The sequence below is a fragment of the Curtobacterium sp. L6-1 genome (assembly GCF_018885305.1).
In the GTDB taxonomy this organism is placed as follows: Bacteria; Actinomycetota; Actinomycetes; order Actinomycetales; family Microbacteriaceae; genus Curtobacterium; species Curtobacterium aetherium.
Genome location: NZ_CP076544.1, coordinates 1946804 through 1966245, shown reverse-complemented (window position 1 = coordinate 1966245; position 19442 = coordinate 1946804). Strand labels below are relative to the sequence as shown.

General features: G+C 72.3%; 18 protein-coding genes and 1 pseudogene. 11 read left to right on the top strand and 8 right to left on the bottom strand.

All coding sequences use genetic code 11. From position 1 onward, the window contains the following. Positions 1-20: 20 nt before the first annotated feature. From KM842_RS08925 to KM842_RS08910, 4 genes and pseudogenes are all read left to right on the top strand, one after another. A complete protein-coding gene (locus KM842_RS08925) occupies positions 21-1289 on the top strand; it encodes a PIG-L family deacetylase (protein WP_216257649.1) in 1269 nt (422 codons plus the stop codon). After that, positions 1286-1599 (top strand): annotated as a pseudogene (gene fdxA, locus KM842_RS08920) (ferredoxin). The gene KM842_RS08925 and the pseudogene fdxA overlap by 4 nt, the downstream one beginning before the upstream one ends. Before the next feature lie 5 nt (positions 1600-1604). Further along, positions 1605-2723 carry a succinyldiaminopimelate transaminase gene (gene dapC, locus KM842_RS08915; RefSeq protein WP_301183782.1) on the top strand — a complete coding sequence of 373 codons (1119 nt, stop codon included), beginning with the start codon at positions 1605-1607 and terminating at the stop codon, positions 2721-2723. Between the two features lie 176 nt (positions 2724-2899). Beyond that, the gene (locus KM842_RS08910; protein ID WP_216262278.1) at positions 2900-4198 is read left to right on the top strand and encodes a citrate synthase; all 1299 of its coding nucleotides are present in this window, start codon (positions 2900-2902) and stop codon (positions 4196-4198) included. A gap of 107 nt (positions 4199-4305) precedes the next feature. Here KM842_RS08910 and dapD read toward each other — a convergent pair whose 3' ends face one another. Then, a complete protein-coding gene (gene dapD / locus KM842_RS08905) occupies positions 4306-5277 on the bottom strand; it encodes a 2,3,4,5-tetrahydropyridine-2,6-dicarboxylate N-succinyltransferase (RefSeq protein ID WP_253206060.1) in 972 nt (323 codons plus the stop codon). Positions 5278-5410: 133 nt separating this feature from the next. On the opposite strand from dapD, the gene dapE reads away from it, so the two are divergent. The 4 genes from dapE to KM842_RS08885 all read left to right on the top strand — a co-directional run bounded on the left by dapE (position 5411) and on the right by KM842_RS08885 (position 8863). Continuing rightward, on the top strand, positions 5411-6493 hold the full coding sequence (dapE, locus tag KM842_RS08900; protein ID WP_216257644.1) for a succinyl-diaminopimelate desuccinylase: 1083 nt from the start codon (positions 5411-5413) through the stop codon (positions 6491-6493). Then, complete coding sequence (locus tag KM842_RS08895) at positions 6490-7737, top strand: hypothetical protein (RefSeq protein ID WP_253206059.1); 1248 nt, start codon at positions 6490-6492, stop codon at positions 7735-7737. The genes dapE and KM842_RS08895 overlap by 4 nt, the downstream gene beginning before the upstream one ends. Before the next feature lie 118 nt (positions 7738-7855). Continuing rightward, on the top strand, positions 7856-8026 hold the full coding sequence (locus KM842_RS08890; protein WP_017887054.1) for a DUF3117 domain-containing protein: 171 nt from the start codon (positions 7856-7858) through the stop codon (positions 8024-8026). A 165-nt stretch (positions 8027-8191) separates the two neighbouring features. After that, positions 8192-8863 carry an AAA family ATPase gene (locus KM842_RS08885; RefSeq protein WP_216262270.1) on the top strand — a complete coding sequence of 224 codons (672 nt, stop codon included), beginning with the start codon at positions 8192-8194 and terminating at the stop codon, positions 8861-8863. Between the two features lie 21 nt (positions 8864-8884). On the opposite strand, the gene KM842_RS08880 is transcribed toward KM842_RS08885, so the two are convergent. Next, a complete protein-coding gene (locus KM842_RS08880; protein WP_216257639.1) occupies positions 8885-9517 on the bottom strand; it encodes an O-methyltransferase in 633 nt (210 codons plus the stop codon). A gap of 63 nt (positions 9518-9580) precedes the next feature. Between KM842_RS08880 and KM842_RS08875 the strand changes: the two genes are divergently transcribed. Then, positions 9581-9952: a twin-arginine translocase TatA/TatE family subunit gene (locus KM842_RS08875; protein WP_216257637.1), complete on the top strand. Its 372-nt coding sequence runs from the start codon at positions 9581-9583 to the stop codon at positions 9950-9952. 96 nt (positions 9953-10048) lie between these two features. Here the strand turns inward: KM842_RS08875 and KM842_RS08870 are convergent, their stop codons facing one another. From KM842_RS08870 to KM842_RS08860, 3 genes are read right to left on the bottom strand one after another with little or no spacing between them, the layout of a single operon-like run. Continuing rightward, positions 10049-11209, bottom strand: coding sequence for an Mrp/NBP35 family ATP-binding protein (locus KM842_RS08870; protein ID WP_216257635.1), 1161 nt, complete (start codon positions 11207-11209; stop codon positions 10049-10051). Beyond that, complete coding sequence (locus KM842_RS08865; RefSeq protein WP_216262268.1) at positions 11202-11720, bottom strand: DUF1003 domain-containing protein; 519 nt, start codon at positions 11718-11720, stop codon at positions 11202-11204. The genes KM842_RS08870 and KM842_RS08865 overlap by 8 nt, the downstream gene beginning before the upstream one ends. Before the next feature lie 46 nt (positions 11721-11766). Beyond that, positions 11767-13098: a magnesium transporter MgtE N-terminal domain-containing protein gene (locus KM842_RS08860; protein WP_216257633.1), complete on the bottom strand. Its 1332-nt coding sequence runs from the start codon at positions 13096-13098 to the stop codon at positions 11767-11769. Positions 13099-13190: 92 nt separating this feature from the next. On the opposite strand from KM842_RS08860, the gene KM842_RS08855 reads away from it, so the two are divergent. Beyond that, the gene (locus tag KM842_RS08855) at positions 13191-14591 is read left to right on the top strand and encodes a general stress protein (protein WP_216257631.1); all 1401 of its coding nucleotides are present in this window, start codon (positions 13191-13193) and stop codon (positions 14589-14591) included. Between the two features lie 130 nt (positions 14592-14721). On the opposite strand, the gene KM842_RS08850 is transcribed toward KM842_RS08855, so the two are convergent. Further along, the gene (locus KM842_RS08850) at positions 14722-15195 is read right to left on the bottom strand and encodes a GNAT family N-acetyltransferase (protein ID WP_216257628.1); all 474 of its coding nucleotides are present in this window, start codon (positions 15193-15195) and stop codon (positions 14722-14724) included. Between the two features lie 10 nt (positions 15196-15205). Continuing rightward, positions 15206-16690, bottom strand: coding sequence for an aminopeptidase P family protein (locus KM842_RS08845; RefSeq protein WP_216257627.1), 1485 nt, complete (start codon positions 16688-16690; stop codon positions 15206-15208). A gap of 99 nt (positions 16691-16789) precedes the next feature. On the opposite strand from KM842_RS08845, the gene KM842_RS08840 reads away from it, so the two are divergent. Then, positions 16790-17662 (top strand): PHP domain-containing protein, encoded by an 873-nt coding sequence (locus KM842_RS08840; protein ID WP_216257624.1) that lies wholly within the window; start codon positions 16790-16792, stop codon positions 17660-17662. Positions 17663-17863: 201 nt separating this feature from the next. On the opposite strand, the gene KM842_RS08835 is transcribed toward KM842_RS08840, so the two are convergent. Further along, complete coding sequence (locus KM842_RS08835; RefSeq protein ID WP_216257622.1) at positions 17864-19375, bottom strand: DEAD/DEAH box helicase; 1512 nt, start codon at positions 19373-19375, stop codon at positions 17864-17866. Positions 19376-19442 lie beyond the last annotated feature (67 nt).

Below are 19442 nucleotides of genomic sequence, written 5' to 3'. Positions count from 1 at the left end.
CTCCCGTACGCTTGGTCGCGATGTCCACGGCACCGGTCACACGCCCCGAGCGCGTCCTCTTCGTCCACGCGCACCCCGACGACGAGACCCTGTCGTCCGGCGGCACGATCGCCACGCTCCTCGAGCTCGGCGCGCACGTGACCGTCCTCTCCGCGACCCGGGGTGAGCGCGGCGAGGTGCTCACGGCAGAGCTCGCACCGATCGCCGGGAACGGTGCACGGATCGCGGCCCACCGCGAGACCGAGATCGCCGCAGCGCTCGCGGCCCTCGGTGGCCCGGACCACCTGTGGCTCGGCGGCCCGGGCGCCCGTCCCACCGACCTGCCCGAGCGCCGCTACACGGACTCCGGCATGCAGTGGGGCCCGGACGGCCGCGCGACCGCGGCCGGTGACGCGCCGGACGACTCGCTCACCCGGGCGGACCTGGGCGAGGTCGTCGACGACGTGCGTGCGGCGATCCGGTCGACCGGCGCCGACGCGGTCGTCAGCTACGCCGACGACGGCGGCTACGGCCACCCCGACCACGTCCGCGTGCACGCCGCCGCCCGATTCGCCGCCCGCGCCGAGGAGGTCGCGTTCTCGATGATCGTCGACGCGGCGTCCGGCGGCGCCGACGTCACGGTCGACGTGCTTCCCGTCCGCGGCAAGGTGCGCGCCGCGCTCGAGCAGTACCGGAGCCAGGTCACCGTCGACCCCGCCGACCCGCAGGACCCGTCGTCGCTGTCGTACGTCATGCCGCACGGCGTCCGGAACGAGGTGCCCGCGGTCGAGGGCTTCCGGCACGACGCGCCGCCGGCCCCGACCGCGCCGGAGACCTTCGCCGAGATGTCCGGTCCGGGCCGGGCCGCTGCGGTCGTCGTGGCTGCGGTCGTGGGCGTGCTCGTCGGCGGGTTCGGGACCATCACGCACCAGCAGACCGTCGCGCTCGGGTCGTGGAGCACAGCGCCGATCGGCATGGTCCTCACGACGCTCGTCGTCATCGGGCTCGTCGTGGGCGTCCGGTTGCTCTACCGCTCCCGGGTGCTCGTCGCGGCCCTCGGGGTCGGCGTCATCCTGGCCACGCAGGTGCTCGTCGCGGTCGCCGGACAGAGCTCGCCGCTCGTCCTCGCGAACGCCGCCGGGTACGTCTGGACCTTCGGCCCGGCGGTCGTCGCGATGCTCGTGCTCGCCTGGCCGGACCTGTCCGGACTGCGGGCGACGGACCCGGCGACGGACCGCCGGTCCGGAAGTCGCAGCGACGCACGGGTAGACTCGCACTCGCTCAGTTCGAAGGGAGCACCCCGACCGTGACCTACGTGATCGCCCAGCCCTGTGTCGACGTCAAGGACCGCGCGTGCATCGACGAATGCCCGGTGGACTGCATCTACGAGGGTGACCGGTCGCTCTACATCCACCCCGACGAGTGCGTCGACTGCGGTGCGTGCGAGCCGGTCTGCCCGGTCGAGGCCATCTACTACGAGGACGACCTCCCGAGGAGTGGGCGGACTACTACAAGGCGAACGTGGAGTTCTTCTCCGAGATCGGCTCGCCCGGTGGTGCCGCGAAGGTCGGCGTGATCCACGCGGACCACCCGGTCGTCATGGCCCAGCCCCGGGCCTGACCCCGGTGGCGCTCGACCTGCCCGACTTCCCCTGGGACCAGCTCGCTCCGTACAAGGAGCGGGCGACGGCGTACGAGGGCGGCATCGTCGACCTCAGCGTCGGGTCCCCCGTCGACCCGACGCCCGACGTGGTCCGCCGCGCCCTGGCCGAGGCGACCGACGCCCACGCCTACCCGCAGGTCGCCGGCACCCCCGCCCTGCGCGAGGCGATCGCCGCCTGGTACGGCCGTCGGCAGGGCGTGCAGCTCACCGCCGACCACGTCCTGCCCACGATCGGCTCGAAGGAGTTCATCGCCGGGCTCGCGCTCTGGCTGGGCCTCGGCCCGGGGGACACCGTCGTCTTCCCCGAGGCCGCCTACCCGACGTACGAACTGGGTGCGGCACTCGTCCGCGCCGAGGCTCTGGCCGCCGACGACCCCGCCACCTGGCCCGCGAGCACGAAGCTCGTCTGGCTGAACTCGCCGGGCAACCCCGACGGACGCGTCCTCTCGATCGAGCAGCTCCGTGCCGCCGTCGCGCGAGCGCGGGAGCTCGGCGCCGTCATCGTGGGCGACGAGTGCTACGCCGAACTCGGGTGGGACGCCCCGTACGACACCACACCGACCCCGACGATCCTCGACCCGCGCGTCGTCGGCGACTCCCTGACCGGGGTCCTCAGCGTCTACTCGTTGTCGAAGCAGTCGAACCTGGCCGGCTACCGTGCCGCGTTCGTCGCGGGCGACCCGGACCTCCTCGCCGACATGCTGGCGATCCGCAAGCACACCGGCATGATGCCGCCGCTGCCCGTCCAGCAGGCGATGGTCGTCGCGCTCGAGGACGAGACCCACGTCCGCCAGCAGAAGAACCGCTACCGCAGCCGGCGGAACGTGCTCCGGACGGCATTCGAGCGCGCGGGCTTCCGGATCGACGCGAGCGGCGCCGGGCTGTACCTCTGGGCCACCCGCGGCGAACCGGCACTCGACACCGTCGCCTGGCTCGCCGAGCGCGGCATCCTCGTCGCACCGGGCACGTTCTACGGGGCAGCGGGGGCCGAGCACGTCCGCGTCGCCCTCACCGCGACCGACGACCGCATCGCCGCCGCGGCCCAGCGGCTGGCCAGCGCCGGCCGCGTGGCGGGCGGCTGACGGGCCTCCCGTCCGGGTCCGCCCACCGCCGTCGCATCCGCGCAACCGTGGTTCCGCACCAACAACCGGTAGCCGCCCTGTACCGGACCGACAGCCGCCGCGATTAGGCTGTCAGCGTGACTGACACTGCCAACGACGCTCAGAAGACGGCCACACCGCCCACGACGCCCGTCCCCGTGAGCCCCGGCGCCGACCAGGTGGCCGAGACGGCCACGCTGACGTACCCGGGCGGGCAGGCGGAGTTCCCGATCCTGCCGAGCGTCGACGGCGCCTCGACCGTGGACATCTCGACGTTCAAGAAGCAGACCGGGATGAACACGCTCGACTACGGCTTCGTGAACACCGGCTCGACGAAGAGCGCGATCACGTACATCGACGGCGACCAGGGCATCCTGCGCTACCGCGGGTACCCGATCGACCAGGTCGCGTCGAACTGCACGTTCCTCGAGGTCGCCTGGCTGCTCATCTACGGCGAGCTCCCCAGCCCGTCCGAGCTCGAGGCGTTCGACAGCCGCATCCGCCGGCACACGCTCCTGCACGAGGACCTGCGCCGGCTCTTCGACGCACTGCCGCACTCCGCGCACCCGATGTCGGTGCTGTCCAGCGCGGTGAGCGCCCTGTCGACCTACTACGAGGACGACATGGACGTCGACGACCCCGAGAAGGTCGAACTGCAGACCGTCCGGCTCCTCGCGAAGCTGCCGGTCATCGCCGCCTACGCGCACAAGAAGGCGGTCGGCCAGGCGTTCCTGTACCCGGACAACAGCCTGTCGTTCGTCGACAACTTCCTCCGGCTGAACTTCGGCACGATGGCCGAGCCGTACCAGCCCGACCCGGTGCTCTCGAAGGCACTCGACCGGCTGCTCATCCTGCACGAGGACCACGAGCAGAACGCCTCCACCGCGACGGTGCGCCTGGTCGGCTCGACGAAGGCGAACATGTTCGCCTCGATCTCCGCCGGCATCAACGCCCTGTACGGTCCGCTGCACGGCGGCGCGAACGAGGCCGTGCTCGAGATGCTCCAGCAGATCAAGGACTCGGGCGAGCCCGTCACGCGGTTCGTCGAGCGGGTGAAGAACAAGGAGCGCGGGGTCAAGCTCATGGGCTTCGGGCACCGCGTCTACAAGAACTACGACCCGCGCGCGAAGCTCGTGAAGGAGTCCGCCGACGAGGTCCTCGAGGCCCTCGGCGTGCAGGACGACCTGCTCGACATCGCCAAGGAGCTCGAGCAGATCGCGCTCGAGGACGAGTACTTCGTCAGCCGGAAGCTCTACCCGAACGTCGACTTCTACACGGGCATCATCTACAAGGCGATGGGCTTCCCGCCGCGGATGTTCACGGTGCTGTTCGCGATCGGTCGCCTGCCGGGCTGGATCGCCCAGTGGCGCGAGCTCAACAACGACCCGCTCAACAAGATCGGCCGCCCGCAGCAGCTCTACGTCGGTTCCCCGGAACGGCAGCTGCCGCAGCGCTGAGGCGCTGACGCACCACCGCACCGCTTGGAGGCCCGGTGCCGGTCCCACGGTCCGGCACCGGGCCTCCAGGCGGTCGGGTGCACCGCGGGGCGCGCGGCGCCCCGCGGCTACGCGTGCAGCGCCGTGTTGAGCTGGATCCCCTCGCCCTTCCGCTGCAGCGCCTCGACCGCACCCGTGAGCGAGTTGCGGCGGAACAGGACGTTCGGCGCGTCCGAGAGCTCCGCGGCCTTGACGGTGCGGGGCGTGCCGTCCGGGCCCGGTGCGGCGCCGACCAGGACGACCTTCGTGCCCGCGGTGACGTAGAGACCGGCCTCGACCACGGAGTCGTCACCGAGCGAGATGCCGAGGCCCGCGTTCGCCCCGAGCAGGGCCCGCGCGCCGAGCCGGACGCGGTGCGTGCCGCCGCCCGACAGGGTCCCCATGATCGAGGCGCCGCCGCCGATGTCGGTGCCGTCGCCGACCACGACGCCCTGCGAGACGCGGCCCTCGATCATCGCCTCGCCCAGGGTGCCCGCGTTGAAGTTGACGAAGCCCTCGTGCATGACGGTCGTGCCCGGCGCGAGGTGGGCGCCGAGGCGGACCCGGGAGGCGTCGGCGATCCGGACCCGCTCGGGCACGACGTAGTCGACCAGCCGCGGGAACTTGTCGATCGCGTGCACGGCGATGCCGGCGCGCTGCAGGGCCGGGCGGAGCCGCGTGAGGGCGTCCGGGTGCACGGGGCCGGCGTTCGTCCACGCGACGGTCGGCAGGTGGCCGAACACCCCGTCGAGCGCGATTTCGTTCGGGCGCACGTGCAGGTGGCTCAGCAGGTGGAGACGCAGGTAGGCGTCCGAGGTGCTCGCGGGGGCGTCGTCGACCGCGATCTCGACCGTGACGACCTCGAGCCGGACCTCGCGTCGCGGGTCCTCGCCGGCCGCGGCCCGCAGGTCGGCCGGCACCGCGGCGTCGGCCGGTCGTGTGCCGAGGTGGGTCTCCGGGAACCAGGTGTCGAGCGTCGTGCCGTCGGCGGCGATCGTCGCGAGGCCGTGGCCCCAGGCGTGCGTCGGGCGGTCGGTGGCGGCGGCGGTGGTGTCGGTCACGGCACCAGGGTACCGAGGCGTGGGACCGGACCACCCGACCGGCTGGACGGACGCTGCCGGGTCGGGACGGGCCTCCTGAGGGGTCGTCCAGCCGTGCCCGCCGGTCGCCAGGGGTGGCCGGTAGGGTGACCGCATGCCGCAGCCGCTCGACCTCTCCGCCTCGTCCATCGACATCACCCGCGCGATCTGCGACATCGAGTCGGTGTCCGGGAACGAAGGCGCCCTCGCCGACGCGATCGAGGCCGCCCTCGCGCCGCTGGAGCACCTCGACGTGGTCCGCGACGGCGACGCGATCGTCGCGCGGACGGACCTGGGTCGGGGGCGCCGCGTGGTGATCGCCGGGCACATCGACACCGTGCCCCTGAACGACAACCTGCCGACGGAGTTCCGCACCACCGAGGACGGCACCGAGATCCTCTGGGGTCGCGGCACGGTCGACATGAAGGCCGGGTGCGCGGTGCAGCTCAAGCTCGCCGTCGACCTCGTCGCGCCGAACGTCGACGTGACCTGGGTCTTCTACGACCACGAGGAGGTCAGTGACGCGCTGAACGGCCTCGGTCGACTGGCACGGACCCGTCCGGAGCTGCTGGCCGGCGACTTCGCGATCCTCGGTGAGCCGTCCGGCGCGCAGATCGAGGGCGGCTGCAACGGCAACCTCCGCGCCGAGGTCCGCACCTCCGGCAAGCGCTCGCACAGCGCCCGGAGCTGGATCGGCGACAACGCGATCCACAAGACGGCTCCGATCCTGGCCACCCTGGCCGCGTACGAGCCCCGTACCGTGACCGTCGACGGCCTCGAGTACCGCGAGGGACTGAACGCGGTGGGCATCTCGGGCGGGATCGCCGGCAACGTCATCCCGGACGAGGCCATGGTGCACGTCAACTACCGCTTCGCGCCCTCCCGCTCCGCCGACGAGGCCGTGGCGCACATCCGCGAGCTCTTCGACGGCTACGACGTGACCATCGTCGACCTGGCCGCCGGCGCCCGCCCGGGGCTCGACGCCCCGCTGGCGCAGCAGTTCGTCGCGGCCGTCGGCGGTCCCGCCCCGCGGCCGAAGTACGGCTGGACGGACGTCGCCCGGTTCTCGGCGCTCGGCGTCCCGGCGGTCAACTACGGGCCGGGCGAGCCGGTCTTCGCGCACCACGACGACGAGCAGGTCCCCGTCGCCCAGATCACGGCCGTCGAGGACGGGCTGCGGCGGTGGCTGACGGCGTGACCACCGCCTCCTCGGCCGTGGCGCGTACCCGGCCGACGCGTGCGGCGCTGACCTGGGTCGTCGTCCGGTGGCGGCTCCTGCCCTGGTGGCTGCGGATCACCGTGGTCTACGCGCTCTCCCGGGTGCTGACGACCGTGCTCATGTCCGGCTTCGCGCGGATCCAGACCGCGAACTCGTTCACCGTCCAGCACCCGTCGTACCTGTCGTTCGCCTCGATCTGGGACGGCGCCTGGTACCGGGTGATCGCCGCGACCGGGTACCCCTCGACGCTGCCCGTGGACGCCGCCGGGCACGTGACCGAGAACGCCTGGGCCTTCATGCCCGCGTACCCGTTCACGGTCCGGGCGCTGATGACCGTCACCGGGGCGTCGTTCGAGTTCGTGGCGGTGTGGGTGTCCCTGCTGGCCGGGTGGGGTGCCGCACTCGTGTTCCGGCGGCTGATGGGGCGGTTCCTCGACCCCACACGCGCGACGTTCGCGACCGTGCTGTTCTGCGTCGCCCCCGTCTCGGTGATGTTCCAGGTCGCGTACGCCGAGGCGATGGGGCTCCTGCTCCTGCTCCTCGCGCTGCTGTTGCTCGTGCAGCGCCGGTTCTGGACGATGCTGCCGGTCGTGCTGCTCCTCGGCATCACCCGGCCGACCGGGCTGGCGTTCTCGCTCCTCATGGTGCTGTTCGTCCTGGTCGGGGTGCTCCGCCCGGCCCTGCTCCGGATGCCCGAGCGCCTGACGCTGCGCACCGCGGTGCCGCCGACGGTGGTCGCGGTCGTCTCCGGGCTCGTCGGGCTGGCCTGGCCGGCGATCGCGTGGGCGGTCACCGGGGTGCCGAGGGCGTACACCGACACCGAGCTCGCCTGGCGGTCGTCGTACATCGGCTGGAGCGAACTCGTGCCGTTCACGCCCTGGGTGCAGGGGTTCGGCTGGTGGTTCCGGCAGCCGGCGGGCACGATCCTGCTCGTGGTGGTGCTCGTCGGGTTCGCCGCGGTGGTGTTCCAGCCGGCCGCCCGACGCATCGGGCTCGAGCTGCGCCTGTGGGGTGTCGCGTACCTCGTCTACCTGCTCGCGGTGTTCTTCCCACAGTCCAGCACGTGGCGGATCCTGCTCCCGATCGCCCCGCTGCTCGGCGTCGTGGCACTGCCGCGGTCGCGCGTGTACCGGGTCGCGACGGTGGTCCTCGCGGTGGTGCTCCAGTGGACCTGGCTGTACTTCTGCTGGTGGGTCGACGGGTACGACTGGACACCGCCGTGACCCCTGCCACGGGCCCCGCGGCGGTCCGTGGTGGACACCCCCGACCTGGGCAGTTTCGCAGTCACGCCTGTCTACGGGATAATGGCCCCTGTTCGTACTGCACGAAAGGGGACATCTGATGGCAGCGATGAAGCCGAGGACCGGCGACGGGCCGATGGAGGCTGTCAAGGAGGGTCGACTCATCATCGTGCGGGTTCCGCTCGAAGGTGGAGGCCGTCTGGTGGTCTCGGTCAACGACGCCGAGGCCAAGGAACTCCACGACGCACTGGCAGAGGTCGTCTCGGCCTAGTTCGTCGACGCACCACCACGGAGGGCCCGGGACGCGTACGCCCCGGGCCCTCCGTGCGTCCGCCGGGAGGCTGTCGGTCGCGGCAGCCATGATGGTCACGTGCCCCGTGACCGCGTCCGCAACCTCCCGGTCCGCCGCATCGTGGAGTACCTCGACCCGGACCCGATGCCCCGCGACGAGTGGCCGGCGACCCTGCCCCCGGTGCGTCAGGTGCTCGACGACGGGTTCGACCTCGGGCCCGTGACCGTTCTGGTCGGCGACAACGGCGTCGGCAAGTCCACGCTGGTCGAGGCGATCGCGCTCGCGTTCGGCATGGCGCCGGAGGGCGGGTCGACCGGTTCCGGCCACTCGACGCGCCCGTCCGAGTCCTCGCTGTGGGAGCACATCCGCCTGGAGCGCGACTTCGGGGCGGCGCGGAGCGGCTTCTTCCTGCGCGCCGAGACCATGCACGGGTTCTTCACCTACCTCGAGCAGCACCCGAACCTCAGCCGACCGGAGCCGGTGTTCCACGAGCGCAGCCACGGCGAGTCGTTCCTGGACTTCGTCATCGACCGTGCGCGGTGGCCCGGGCTGTGGCTGCTCGACGAGCCGGAGTCGGCGCTGTCGTTCTCCGGGTGCCTGACGCTCGTCGCGCTCCTGCAGTCCATCGTCGAGGACGGCGTCGGCCAGGTCGTGCTCTCGACCCACTCGCCCGTGCTGGCGGCGTTCCCGGACGCGACCGTCATCGAGGTGGGGGAGTGGGGACTCCGGCGCTCCGAGTGGGCCGACCTGGACCTCGTGCGGGACCACCGGGCGTTCCTGCAGGACCCGGCACGCTACCTGCGCCACCTCGGGTGACGCGGCCACGGGCCGACGGTGTCAGGCGGTGAGCTTCGTCATCTGCAGCAGCCCGTCGCCCGCGGGGGACAGGGCGCTGCGGACCGCGCCGGAGGTTGACACCTCGGTGAGGAGCAGGCGGAAGTCGGTCGTCGCCCGGTCGCGCTTGACCGGGTCGGCCACCTTCCCGCGCCACAGGGCGTGCGGCACGAGGACGGTGCCGCCGGTCTTCGCCAGGCGCAGGCCGTGCTCGACGTACTCGATGACGTGCTCCGGGTCGGCGTCGATGAGCACCACGTCGTAGCTCGCGTCGTTCATCCGCGGCAGCACCTGGGCGGCGCGGCCTGGGATGAGGCGGACACGGCCCGGGGCGGTGCCCGCGGCGATGAAGGCGTCGCGGGCGTCCTGCTGGTGGTCCATCTCGACGTCGATCGTCGTCAGGGTGGCGTCGGGCGCACCCGCGAGCAGGTACAGCCCGGAGACGCCCAGGCCCGTCCCGATCTCGATGATGCTCGTCGCGCGCGACGCCGCGGCGATGACGCTCATCTGCGCACCGATCGCCGGGGACACCGGTTCGACCCCGAGCTCGAGGGAGCGTTCCCGCGCACGGGCGACACCGTCGGGTTCGGAGACGATGTCCTCCGCGAACTTCCAGTTCGAGTCTTTCTCTGACACGCACACTCCTCGTCGGTCAACTCTACGGGTGACTCGCCGACTCCACGCGTTAGGCTCGCTCCCGTGAACATCCAGCTCGACAAGATCCTGATCATCGGGGTCATCGCCGTGCTGTTGCTCGGGCCGCAGCGGCTGCCCGTCTACGCCCAGAAGCTCGCCGACTTCGTCAAGGCCGTCCGCCGGTTCGCCGACAGTGCCAAGGACCGGATGCGCGAGGAGATGGGCCCCGACTTCGACGACGTGGACTGGCAGAAGCTCGACCCGCGTCAGTACGACCCGCGCCGGATCATCCGGGACGCCCTGCTCGACTCACCGTCGTCGGGCGCGGCTGCTGCGACGGCGGCGACCGTCACGGCGGCGAAGGTCCGCGCTCCTGCGCCGATCGTGCCGCTCGGGGCGGGCGAGGCGGCGCCGTTCGACTCCGAGGCCACCTGACAGGTCCGGCGACCGCGACGGCTCCCGGACCGTGGGCCGTTCGGTGCTCGGTCCGATCCAGGCGAGGCCAGGCCGGGCCGACCCGGGGTTCCCGGGTCAGGAGAGCGACAGGCCGAGCTTGCGCCCCGCCAGGCCACGACCCATCGCCGTGAGCCGCTCCGCCACCGCGTCGAGCGCGACGGCAGCCGGGTCGGCCGGGTCGCCGAGCACGACCGGGAGGCCCGTGTCGCCCCCGGCACGCAGCGGCACCGAGAGCGGGACACGGCCGAGCACCGGCACCGGGGCGTCCTGCCCGCGGGAGAGCCGACGCGCGGTCTCGTCCCCGCCGCCCTCGCCGAAGAGGTGCAGCACCGAACCGTCGGGCTGCACGAGCCCCGCCATGTTCTCGACGACGCCGATCACCCGCTGACCGGTCTGCCGCGCGACGATCCCGCTCCGCTCGGCCACGTCGGCAGCGGCGGCCTGGGGCGTGGTGACGACGAGCACCTCGGCGTGCGGCAGCAGCTGCCCGACCGAGATCGCCACGTCCCCGGTGCCGGGCGGCATGTCGAGCAGCAGGACGTCGAGGTCCCCGAACCACACGTCCGACAGGAACTGGTTCACGGTGCGGTGCAGCATCGGGCCGCGCCAGGACACCGCGGTGGACACGTCGTCGACGAACATCCCGATCGAGACGACCTTCACGTCGTGCGCGACCGGCGGCAGGATCATGCTGTCGACGCGGGTCGGCCGCGGGGCGACACCGTGCTCGTCGGTCAAGCCCATCAGCCCGGGGATGCTGAAGCCGTGCACGTCGACGTCGACGATCCCGACACGCTGTCCACGTCGGGCCAGGGCCGCCGCGAGGTTCGCCGTGACGGTGGACTTGCCGACGCCGCCCTTGCCGCTCGTCACCGCGACGACCCGTGTGAGCGAGTCGGGCGTGAACTGCACGCCCTTCGGTCGCCCGGCGCGCAGGCGGTCGGTCAGGGCGGCGCGCTGGGCGGGGGACATCACGTCGACGTCCACCGCGACGGCGGAGACGCCGGCGACCGACGCGGCGGCGTCGTGCACGTCGCGCTCGATGGTGTCGGCGGCCGGGCACCCGACGATCGTGAGCTGCAGGTCGACGCGCACCGCGCCTCCCGGCTGGACGTCGACGCCGCGGATCATGTCGAGCTCCGTGACGGGACGGCGGATCTCGGGGTCGATCACCCGGCCGAGCGCAGCGAGGACGGCAGTGCCGAGCAGGTCCTCCGGTGTGGCGGCGTCAGCCACGCGACACCGGTCGGTCGAGGCCGTGGCCCCGGTCGTCCAGGTCGTCGAGGTCCTCCGGGTCGCCGTCGCGGCGGTCGAGTTCCTCGAGCAGGGAGCGCAGTTCGGCGCGGATGAAGTCCTTGGACGCCATGTCCCGCATCGCCAGGCGGAGGGCGACGACCTCGCGCGCCAGGTACTCGGTGTCCGCGAGGTTCCGTTCGGCGCGCTGCCGGTCCTGCTCGAACTGCACGCGGTCGCGGTCGTCCTGCCGGTTCTGCGCGAGCAGGATGAGCGGCGCCGCGTACGAGGCCTGCAGCGAGAGCACGAGGGTGAGGGCGGTGAAGCCGATCGCGGCCGAGTCGAACTGCCACGACTTCGGGGACAGCGTGTTCCAGCCCATCCAGAGCACGCAGAAGAGCGTCAGGCCGATCAGGAACCAGGGCGTTCCCATCGCACGTGCGATGCCCTCGGTGGCACGACCGAACGCGTCACCGCGACCACGGCGACGGGTGGGCAGGACGCGGGTGCGCATGCCCTTGGGGGAGTCGAGGCGCTCCTCGGGTCGCTCCCGGCGGTTTTCATCGGTGCGTGCCACGGGTCGTCCTCCTTCCCGGGGTCACCGGTGCTCTGCGCGTGTACGTGCGGGGTCGCGAGTTCGCGCCGGGGTTGGCGTCGGACTCGTCCTGACTCCGCCAGTCGTCGGGGAGGACGTGGTCGAGGACGTCGTCGATGGTCACCACCCCGACGAGTCGGTGGGCGTCGTCGACCACGGGGACGGACAGGAGGTTGTAGGTCGCCATCACGCGCGTCACCTCGGCGGCGCTCGCGTCGACCTTGACCGGCTCGGTCTGCTGGTCGATGAGGGTGCCCAGGCGTTCGTTCGGCGGGTACCGGAGCATGCGCTGGAAGTGCACCAACCCGAGGAACCGGCCGGTCGGGGGCTCGTACGGCGGCAGCGTCACGCAGACCGCGGCGCCGAGCACGGGGGCGAGCTCGTGCCGGCGCACCAGGGCCAGCCCCTCGGCGACGGTGGAGTCGGCGGACAGGATGACCGGCTCCGTCGTCATGAGGCCACCGGCCGTGTCCGGCTCGTACTCGAGCAGCATGCGGACGTCCTGCGCCTCCTCGGGCTCCATGAGCTCGAGGAGTGCCTCGCTGCGTTCGTCCGGGAGCTGCGCGAGGAGGTCGGCGGCGTCGTCGGGCTGCATCTGGTCGAGCACGTCGGCGGCGCGCGAGTCCCGCAGGGCGGAGAGGATCTCGATGCGCTCCTGGTCGGGCATCTCCTCGAGCACGTCGGCGAGGCGGTCGTCCGGCAGCTCCTCGGCCACCTCGAAGCGGCGCTCGGCGGGCAGGTCGAGCAGCGTCGACGCGAGGTCGGCGGGCAGCAGGTCGGAGTACGCGGCGATGACGTGCTCGGCCGACTGGGACTCGCCGGGCAGCTCGTCCTCGGTGACCTCGTTCCAGGTCGTGAACGTCGTCGGGCCCTTGCCGAACGGCGACGGCGTGGTCTTCGGCTTGCGGAGGAACAGCTGCGCGATGGACCAGTCGCCCTGCCCGTGGTCCTCGATCGCGACGTCCTCGATCGTGGCCCGGATCTGCTCCTTCTTGATGAGCACCTTGCGGCCGAGGATCTCCGCGATCACCCGGACCTCGCCGCCGCGCTGCTCGAAGCGCCGCATGTTGACCAGGCCGGTCGTGATGACCTGGCCGGCGCCGATCGACGTGATGCGGCCGATGCTCACGAAGATCCGCCGTTTGCCGGGGACCTCGACGATCAACCCGACGACCTGGGGCGCGTCGACGCGGCGGTACACGACGAGGACGTCACGCACCCTGCCGACACGGTCGCCCGCGGGGTCGAAGACGGAGCACCCGGCGAGGCGGGCGACGAAGACCTTCGAGGCGCTCACCCGTCCAGCGTAGTCGCTCGCCCGGGACCGCTCGCCGCCCCTTCCCGGGTGGTTCTCGTGTGATCGCAAGGACTCCGGTGGATGATGACTGTGTGAGCACTCAGAGCCCCTTCGGCGGCCGCACGGCACAGGCGTTCCCCACCCTGCCGCGCGGTGACGTCCTCGGCACCTACGACAGCTACCCCGAAGCCCAGCGCGTGGTCGCGAAGCTCGCCGAGGCGGACTTCCCGGTCGCCAAGCTGTCCATCGTCGGCAACGACCTCAAGACCGTCGAGCGGGTCACCGGCAAGATGACCTACGGCCGGGCCGCACTCGCGGGTGCGCTGTCCGGGCTCTGGCTCGGCTTCTTCTTCGGCATCGTCCTGACGCTCTTCTCGCCGCAGGCCGGCGGGCTCTTCGCCGCCGCGGCCGTCATCGGCGCGGGCTTCGGCATGCTCTACGGCATCGTCTCGTTCGCGATCACGAAGCGGCAGCGCGACTTCACGAGCATCCACCAGGTGCTCGCGACGACGTACCAGATCGTCGTCGACCCGCAGCTGTCCGGGCAGGCGCAGCGCCTCCTCGGCCAGGGCGGCGCGATCGAGCACACGTCGTGGGACCAGGGCGGCGCGAGCCCGTCCGGCAAGGGTGCGGGCCAGGGCTTCGGTCAGGGTTTCGGTCCCGGCCAGGGTGGCGGTCCGGGGCGCAACGACCAGGGGCAGCTCGGGCAGTCCGGGCAGCAGCAGTGGCGTCCGGGCACCGGTGGCGCGCCCGGGTACGGCCAGCCGGGTGGGGCTCCCCAGGACGGCGGGCCGAGGTACGGACAGAACGGCGGGGCTCCGCGGTACGGCCAGGACGGCGGCCCGCGGTACGGCCAGGACGGCGGCCCACAGTACGGCCAGGCGCCGCAGCAGGGTCGCCCGGCCGGTGCGCCGCCGCAGGGGGCGCCCTACGGCGGGCACGCGACGCCGCACCAGCCGGGAGGCGCGGAGCAGCAGCCGGCACGCGACCGGCAGCAGGGTGGTGACGCCGGGCAGCGTCCGGCCTCGGCCGGTGGGCAGGAACAGGGCGGCCAGCCGCGGTACGGCACGAACGACGGGCCGCGGTACGGCACGAACGACGGGCCGCGGTACGGCACGAACGACGGGCGGCGGTACGACGGCAGCATGGCCGCGGGCGACCGTGCCGGTGCAGCACCGGGCGCAGGGACGGACGACGCCCCGCGCTACGGGACGAACGACGGCGGCGCGCGTGTCGCGTCGGACAGCACGGCCGCCGCCTCGCGAGGGACCACCGCTCCCCGGTACGGCACGAACGACGGCGCCGCCCGCTCGACCACGGACGCCGACACGGACGCACCGGCACAGCGCCCGACCGGTACCGCCCGGACATACGGGACGAACGACGGGCCGCGCTACGGCGAGCAGGCCCCCGTGGCAGACCGCACCGGCACCGACGACGCGGACCGGCCGGCGAACGGTGACCAGGGGGCGGACGGCGACCGCCGGGACTGACACCTCCGGTGCCGCCCGGGTCCGCCGGAGCCGGCGACCGGGCGTAGACGACGACGGGCTCCCCGACGATGCACGACATCGTGGGGGAGCCCGTCGTCGTCCGTGGCAACGGACGCAACCGTGGGTGCTGCTAGAGGACCTTCGAGTAGCAGACCGACCGGGCAGCGCCCGCGTACGGACCGAAGTTCGCGATGCGCGTGAAGCCCTCGCGCTCGTAGAACCGGATCGCGCGCTTCTGCTCCGTGCCGGTCTCGAGGACGAGTGCCGGTGACCCCAGGTCCAGAGCGGCCTCCTCCAGGCGACGCAGGATCGCCGCGGCGACGCCCGTGCCACGGGTCTCGGTACGGACGTACATGCGCTTCACCTCGGCGATGCCGTCCTCGACGATCCGCAGGCCGCCGCAGCCGACCGGGGTGCCGGACTGGTCACGCGCGACGAAGAACACCGCGATGGAGTCGGCGGTCGGCTTCGGCCCCGGCTCGGTGTCCCCGCCGTACGTGCTGTCGATCTCGATGCGCTGCGCCGCACGGAGCCGCTGGGCGTCGGGCGAGTCGAAGTGCTCGACGTCGATGAGGAAGGTGTCCGAGGGGGCTTCAGCGCTCACGAGGCCCAGGCTAGCGCGCGGACCGGGCGATCCACCCCTCCACTTCCGAGGGGGTCCGGGGGATGTGCACGGACAGGTTCTCGGCGCCGTCCTCGGTCACCAGGATGTCGTCCTCGATGCGGACACCGATGCCGCGGAACTCCTCGGGCACGGTCAGGTCGTCCTGCTGGAAGTACAGGCCGGGCTCGATCGTGAACACCATGCCGGGCTGGACGATGCCGTCGAGGTACATCTCTCGACGGGCCTTCGCGCAGTCGTGCACGTCGAGGCCGAGGTGGTGGCTCGTGCCGTGCACCATGTAGCGGCGGTGGAACTGGTTGTCGGGCAGCAGCGACTCGTCGGCGGAGACCGGCAGGAAGCCCCACTCGGCGGTCTTGCGCGCGATGACCTCCATCGCGGTGGCGTGCACCTGGCGGAAGGTGATGCCCGGCTTGACGATCGCGAAGGCGGCGTCGGCGGCCTCGAGGACGGCTTCGTAGACCATCCGCTGCACGGGGGAGAAGGTGCCGCTGACCGGCAGGGTGCGGGTGATGTCGGCCGTGTAGAACGAGTCGACCTCGACCCCGGCGTCGATCAGGATCAGGTCACCCGGCTGCACTGCGCCGTCGTTGCGCGTCCAGTGCAGGATGCAGGCGTGGTGCCCGGCGGCGGCGATCGTGTCGTAGCCGACCGTGTTGCCGTCCGCGCGCGCCCGGCGGTTGAAGGTGCCCTCGACGATGCGCTCGCCGCGGGGGTGCGCGAGCACGGCGTCGAAGTCCGCGATGACGTCGTCGAAGCCGTGCTGCGTGGCGTCGACGGCCTTGCGCATCTCGGCGACCTCGTAGGCGTCCTTCACGAGGCGCAACTCGGAGAGGTCGCGGGACAGGACGTCGTCGGTCGCAGCGGTGTCGTCCGCTCCCGCGTCGCCGCCGACGGTCGTGCCGAACCGGTCGTCGAGGGCGCGGGTGAACTCGGTGTCGGCGTCGCGGACGACCAGTACCGAGGCGTCGAGGTCGGCGAGGGCGGCGTCGAGTCCGCCGAGGTCGGCCGTCGCGATGCCGAGGTCGGCAGCGACCTCGGCCAGGGAGGGACGCGGACCGACCCAGAACTCGCCGATCTCCGGGTTGGCGTAGAACTCCTCGGAGTCGCGGCCCGCCGTCGCACGGAAGTACAGCGTGGCGTCGTGGCCGCTGCCGTTCGGCGCGAGGACGAGCACGGACCCGACGACGGTGTCGGTGCCCCACCCGGTCAGGTGGGCGAAGGTGGAGTGCGGACGGAACGGGTAGTCGCAGTCGTTCGAGCGGACCTTCGCCTGACCCGCGGGGACCACGATCGTCCGGCCGGTGTGCAGCTCGGACAGCCGGGCACGACGGTCGGCGGCGAACGCGGCCTGCTCGCGCGGCTCCGGCAGCGGGCGGTCCCGCTCCGCCCAGCTCGAGGCGATGTGGTCCTTGAAGGTGGACGATCCGGGAGTGGTGGAGCGGTTGCTCGTCGCGCGGGGAGTGGTGTCGGCCATGCCTCCCATCATCGCACCGCCCACCGGCGCCTGGTCCGATGCCGGTGCGGTCTGTGAACAGCGTCCGACCAGCGGGTGACCTGTGGATAGCATGGCCGCGTGCCTGAAGCGTTCATCGACCTGCACGCTCACTCGAGCGTCTCCGACGGCACCGAACGGCCTGCCGACCTGGTCCGCGCGGCAGCAGCCAGCGGGCTCGACGGCATCGCGCTGACCGACCACGACACGACGGCCGGGTGGGCCGAGGCCGCCGCCGCCGTCCGCGACCTGCCGATGACGCTCCTGCCCGGCCTCGAACTGAGCACGCGCGTCGGCTGGCGCAGCGTGCACGTCCTCGGGTACCTGGTCGACCCGACGGACCCGGCCCTCGCCGCGGAGACCGACCGGATCCGCAGCGACCGGCTCACCCGTGCCCGGAGCATGGTCGACCGCATCGGCCAGGACCACCCGATCACGTGGGACGACGTCCTCGCCGAGGCGACCGCCGGCGCGACCATCGGCCGCCCGCACATCGCCGACGCGCTCGTCCGCCTCGGCCTCGAAACCGACCGCAGCGCGGCGTTCCGCGGGATCCTGCACCCGTCCTCGGGCTACTACGAGCCGCACGACGCCCCGACCCCGCTCCGTGGCGTCGAGATGATCCGCGCGGCCGGCGGCGTCCCCGTCATCGCGCACCCGGCGGCGTCCTCGCGGGGGATCGTCATCGACGAGCCGATGCTCTCCGAACTGGTCGACGCCGGACTCGGCGGCCTCGAGGTGGACCACCGCGAGAACCTCGCCTCGGGCAAGCGCACCCTGCTCGACTGGACGGAGCGCTACGGCCTGTTCGTCACGGGGTCGAGCGACTACCACGGCACCGGCAAGCCGAACCGCCTCGGTGAGCACCGCACCGTCCGCCGCTCGTTCGACACCATCGTCGAGCAGGCCACCGGCAGCGCCCCGGTCGTCGGCGCCGGCTCACCCCTCACCTAGCCGCGATCAGTCGCGCGACACCGCCGTCGCGGCACCGGTGTGCGACGGAGACGGACGACTCCGCCGCGAGAGCGACAGACGGCCGCGCGCGATCGGCGCCGGAGTGTCGCGTCGACGACGGTGTCGCCGACGAGCACCGCGCCGACGGACGACGACGGCCCCGCCACGAGTGATCGTGACGGGGCCGTCGGCCTGGAGGCGCTACTCGCCGTCCGAGGAACCCTGCGGTGCCGAGGTGGTCGCCTCCGACGAGCCACTGCCGCCGCGGCGACGGCGGCGGCGACGCCGCTTGGCGGCCCCGTCCGTCGACTCCTCGCCGGCGGCCGGAGCAGCCGTCGTCGCCGACGCGTCCGCGGGCGCGGCTGCGTCGGTCGGAGCGGTGCGCTCCGGAGCCGGGCGGTCACCCGAGGTGCGGCGCGAGGCGGACTGGTCCGAGCCTCCCGACCGGGTGCGGCTGCGCGAGCGCGACCCACCGGCGCTCGAACCGGAGGCCGGCTTGTCGGCACCCGCGGTCGCGGCGCGCGGCGAGGTGCCGGGCAGGCGGCCCTTCGTACCGGCCGGGATGTCCAGGTCGGTGAACAGGTGCGGGGAGGACGAGTACGTCTCGACGGGCTCGGGGATGCCGAACTCGAGCGCCTTGTCGATCAGCGTCCACTTGTGCAGGTCGTCCCAGTCGACGAACGTGACCGCGATGCCGGTCTTGCCCGCACGGCCGGTGCGCCCGGCGCGGTGCAGGTACGTGTCCGGGTCGTCCGGGATCGTGTGGTTGATGACGTGCGTGACGTCGTCCACGTCGATGCCGCGGGCGGCGACGTCGGTGGCGATGAGGACGTCGCGCTTGCCGGCCTTGAAGGCGGCCATCGCACGCTCGCGCTGCTCCTGGTTGAGGTCACCGTGGACGGCGGCGGCGTTGAAGCCGCGGTCCTTCAGCTCCTCGACGATGCGGGCGGCGGCACGCTTGGTGCGCGTGAAGATGACGGTCTTGCCGCGACCCTCGGCCTGCAGGATGCGGGCGATGACCTCGTCCTTGTCGAGCGAGTGCGCGCGGTAGATGACGTGCTTGATGTTCGCCTGCATCAGACCCTCGTCGGGGTCGGTCGCGCGGATGTGCACCGGGCGCGACATGAAGCGGCGGGCGAGGGCCACGATCGGCGCGGGCATGGTCGCCGAGAACAGCATCGTGTGCCGCACCTCGGGGACCGCCTGGAAGATGCGCTCGATGTCCGACAGGAAGCCGAGGTCGAGCATGCGGTCGGCCTCGTCGAGGACGATCTCCTGCACGTGCGACAGGTCGAGGAGGCGCTGCCGCTGCAGGTCGATGAGACGACCCGGCGTACCGACGACGATCTGGGCGCCGGCCTTGAGCTGCTCGACCTGCCCCTCGTACGCCTTGCCGCCGTAGATCGAGACGAGCTTCGTCGGGCGGTTGACCATGGCGGACTCGAGGTCCTCGGACACCTGCACGGCGAGTTCGCGGGTGGGGACGACGACGAGCGCCTTCACACCGGGGCCGGGGTCGGCGCCGATGCGCTGGATGAGCGGCAGGCCGAACCCGAAGGTCTTGCCGGTACCGGTCTTGGCCTGACCGATGATGTCCTGGCCGGTCAGGGCGAGCGGGATCGTCTGCTGCTGGATCGGGAAGGGCTCGATGATGCCCTTGCTCGCGAGCGCATCGACGATGTCCTGCTCGATCTGGAGTTCTGAGAAAGTCAAGAAGTTCACCCTGTTCGTGGGGAGGAGTCCGGGCCAGTCTACCGACGTGCCGGAGGAGGATCACCCG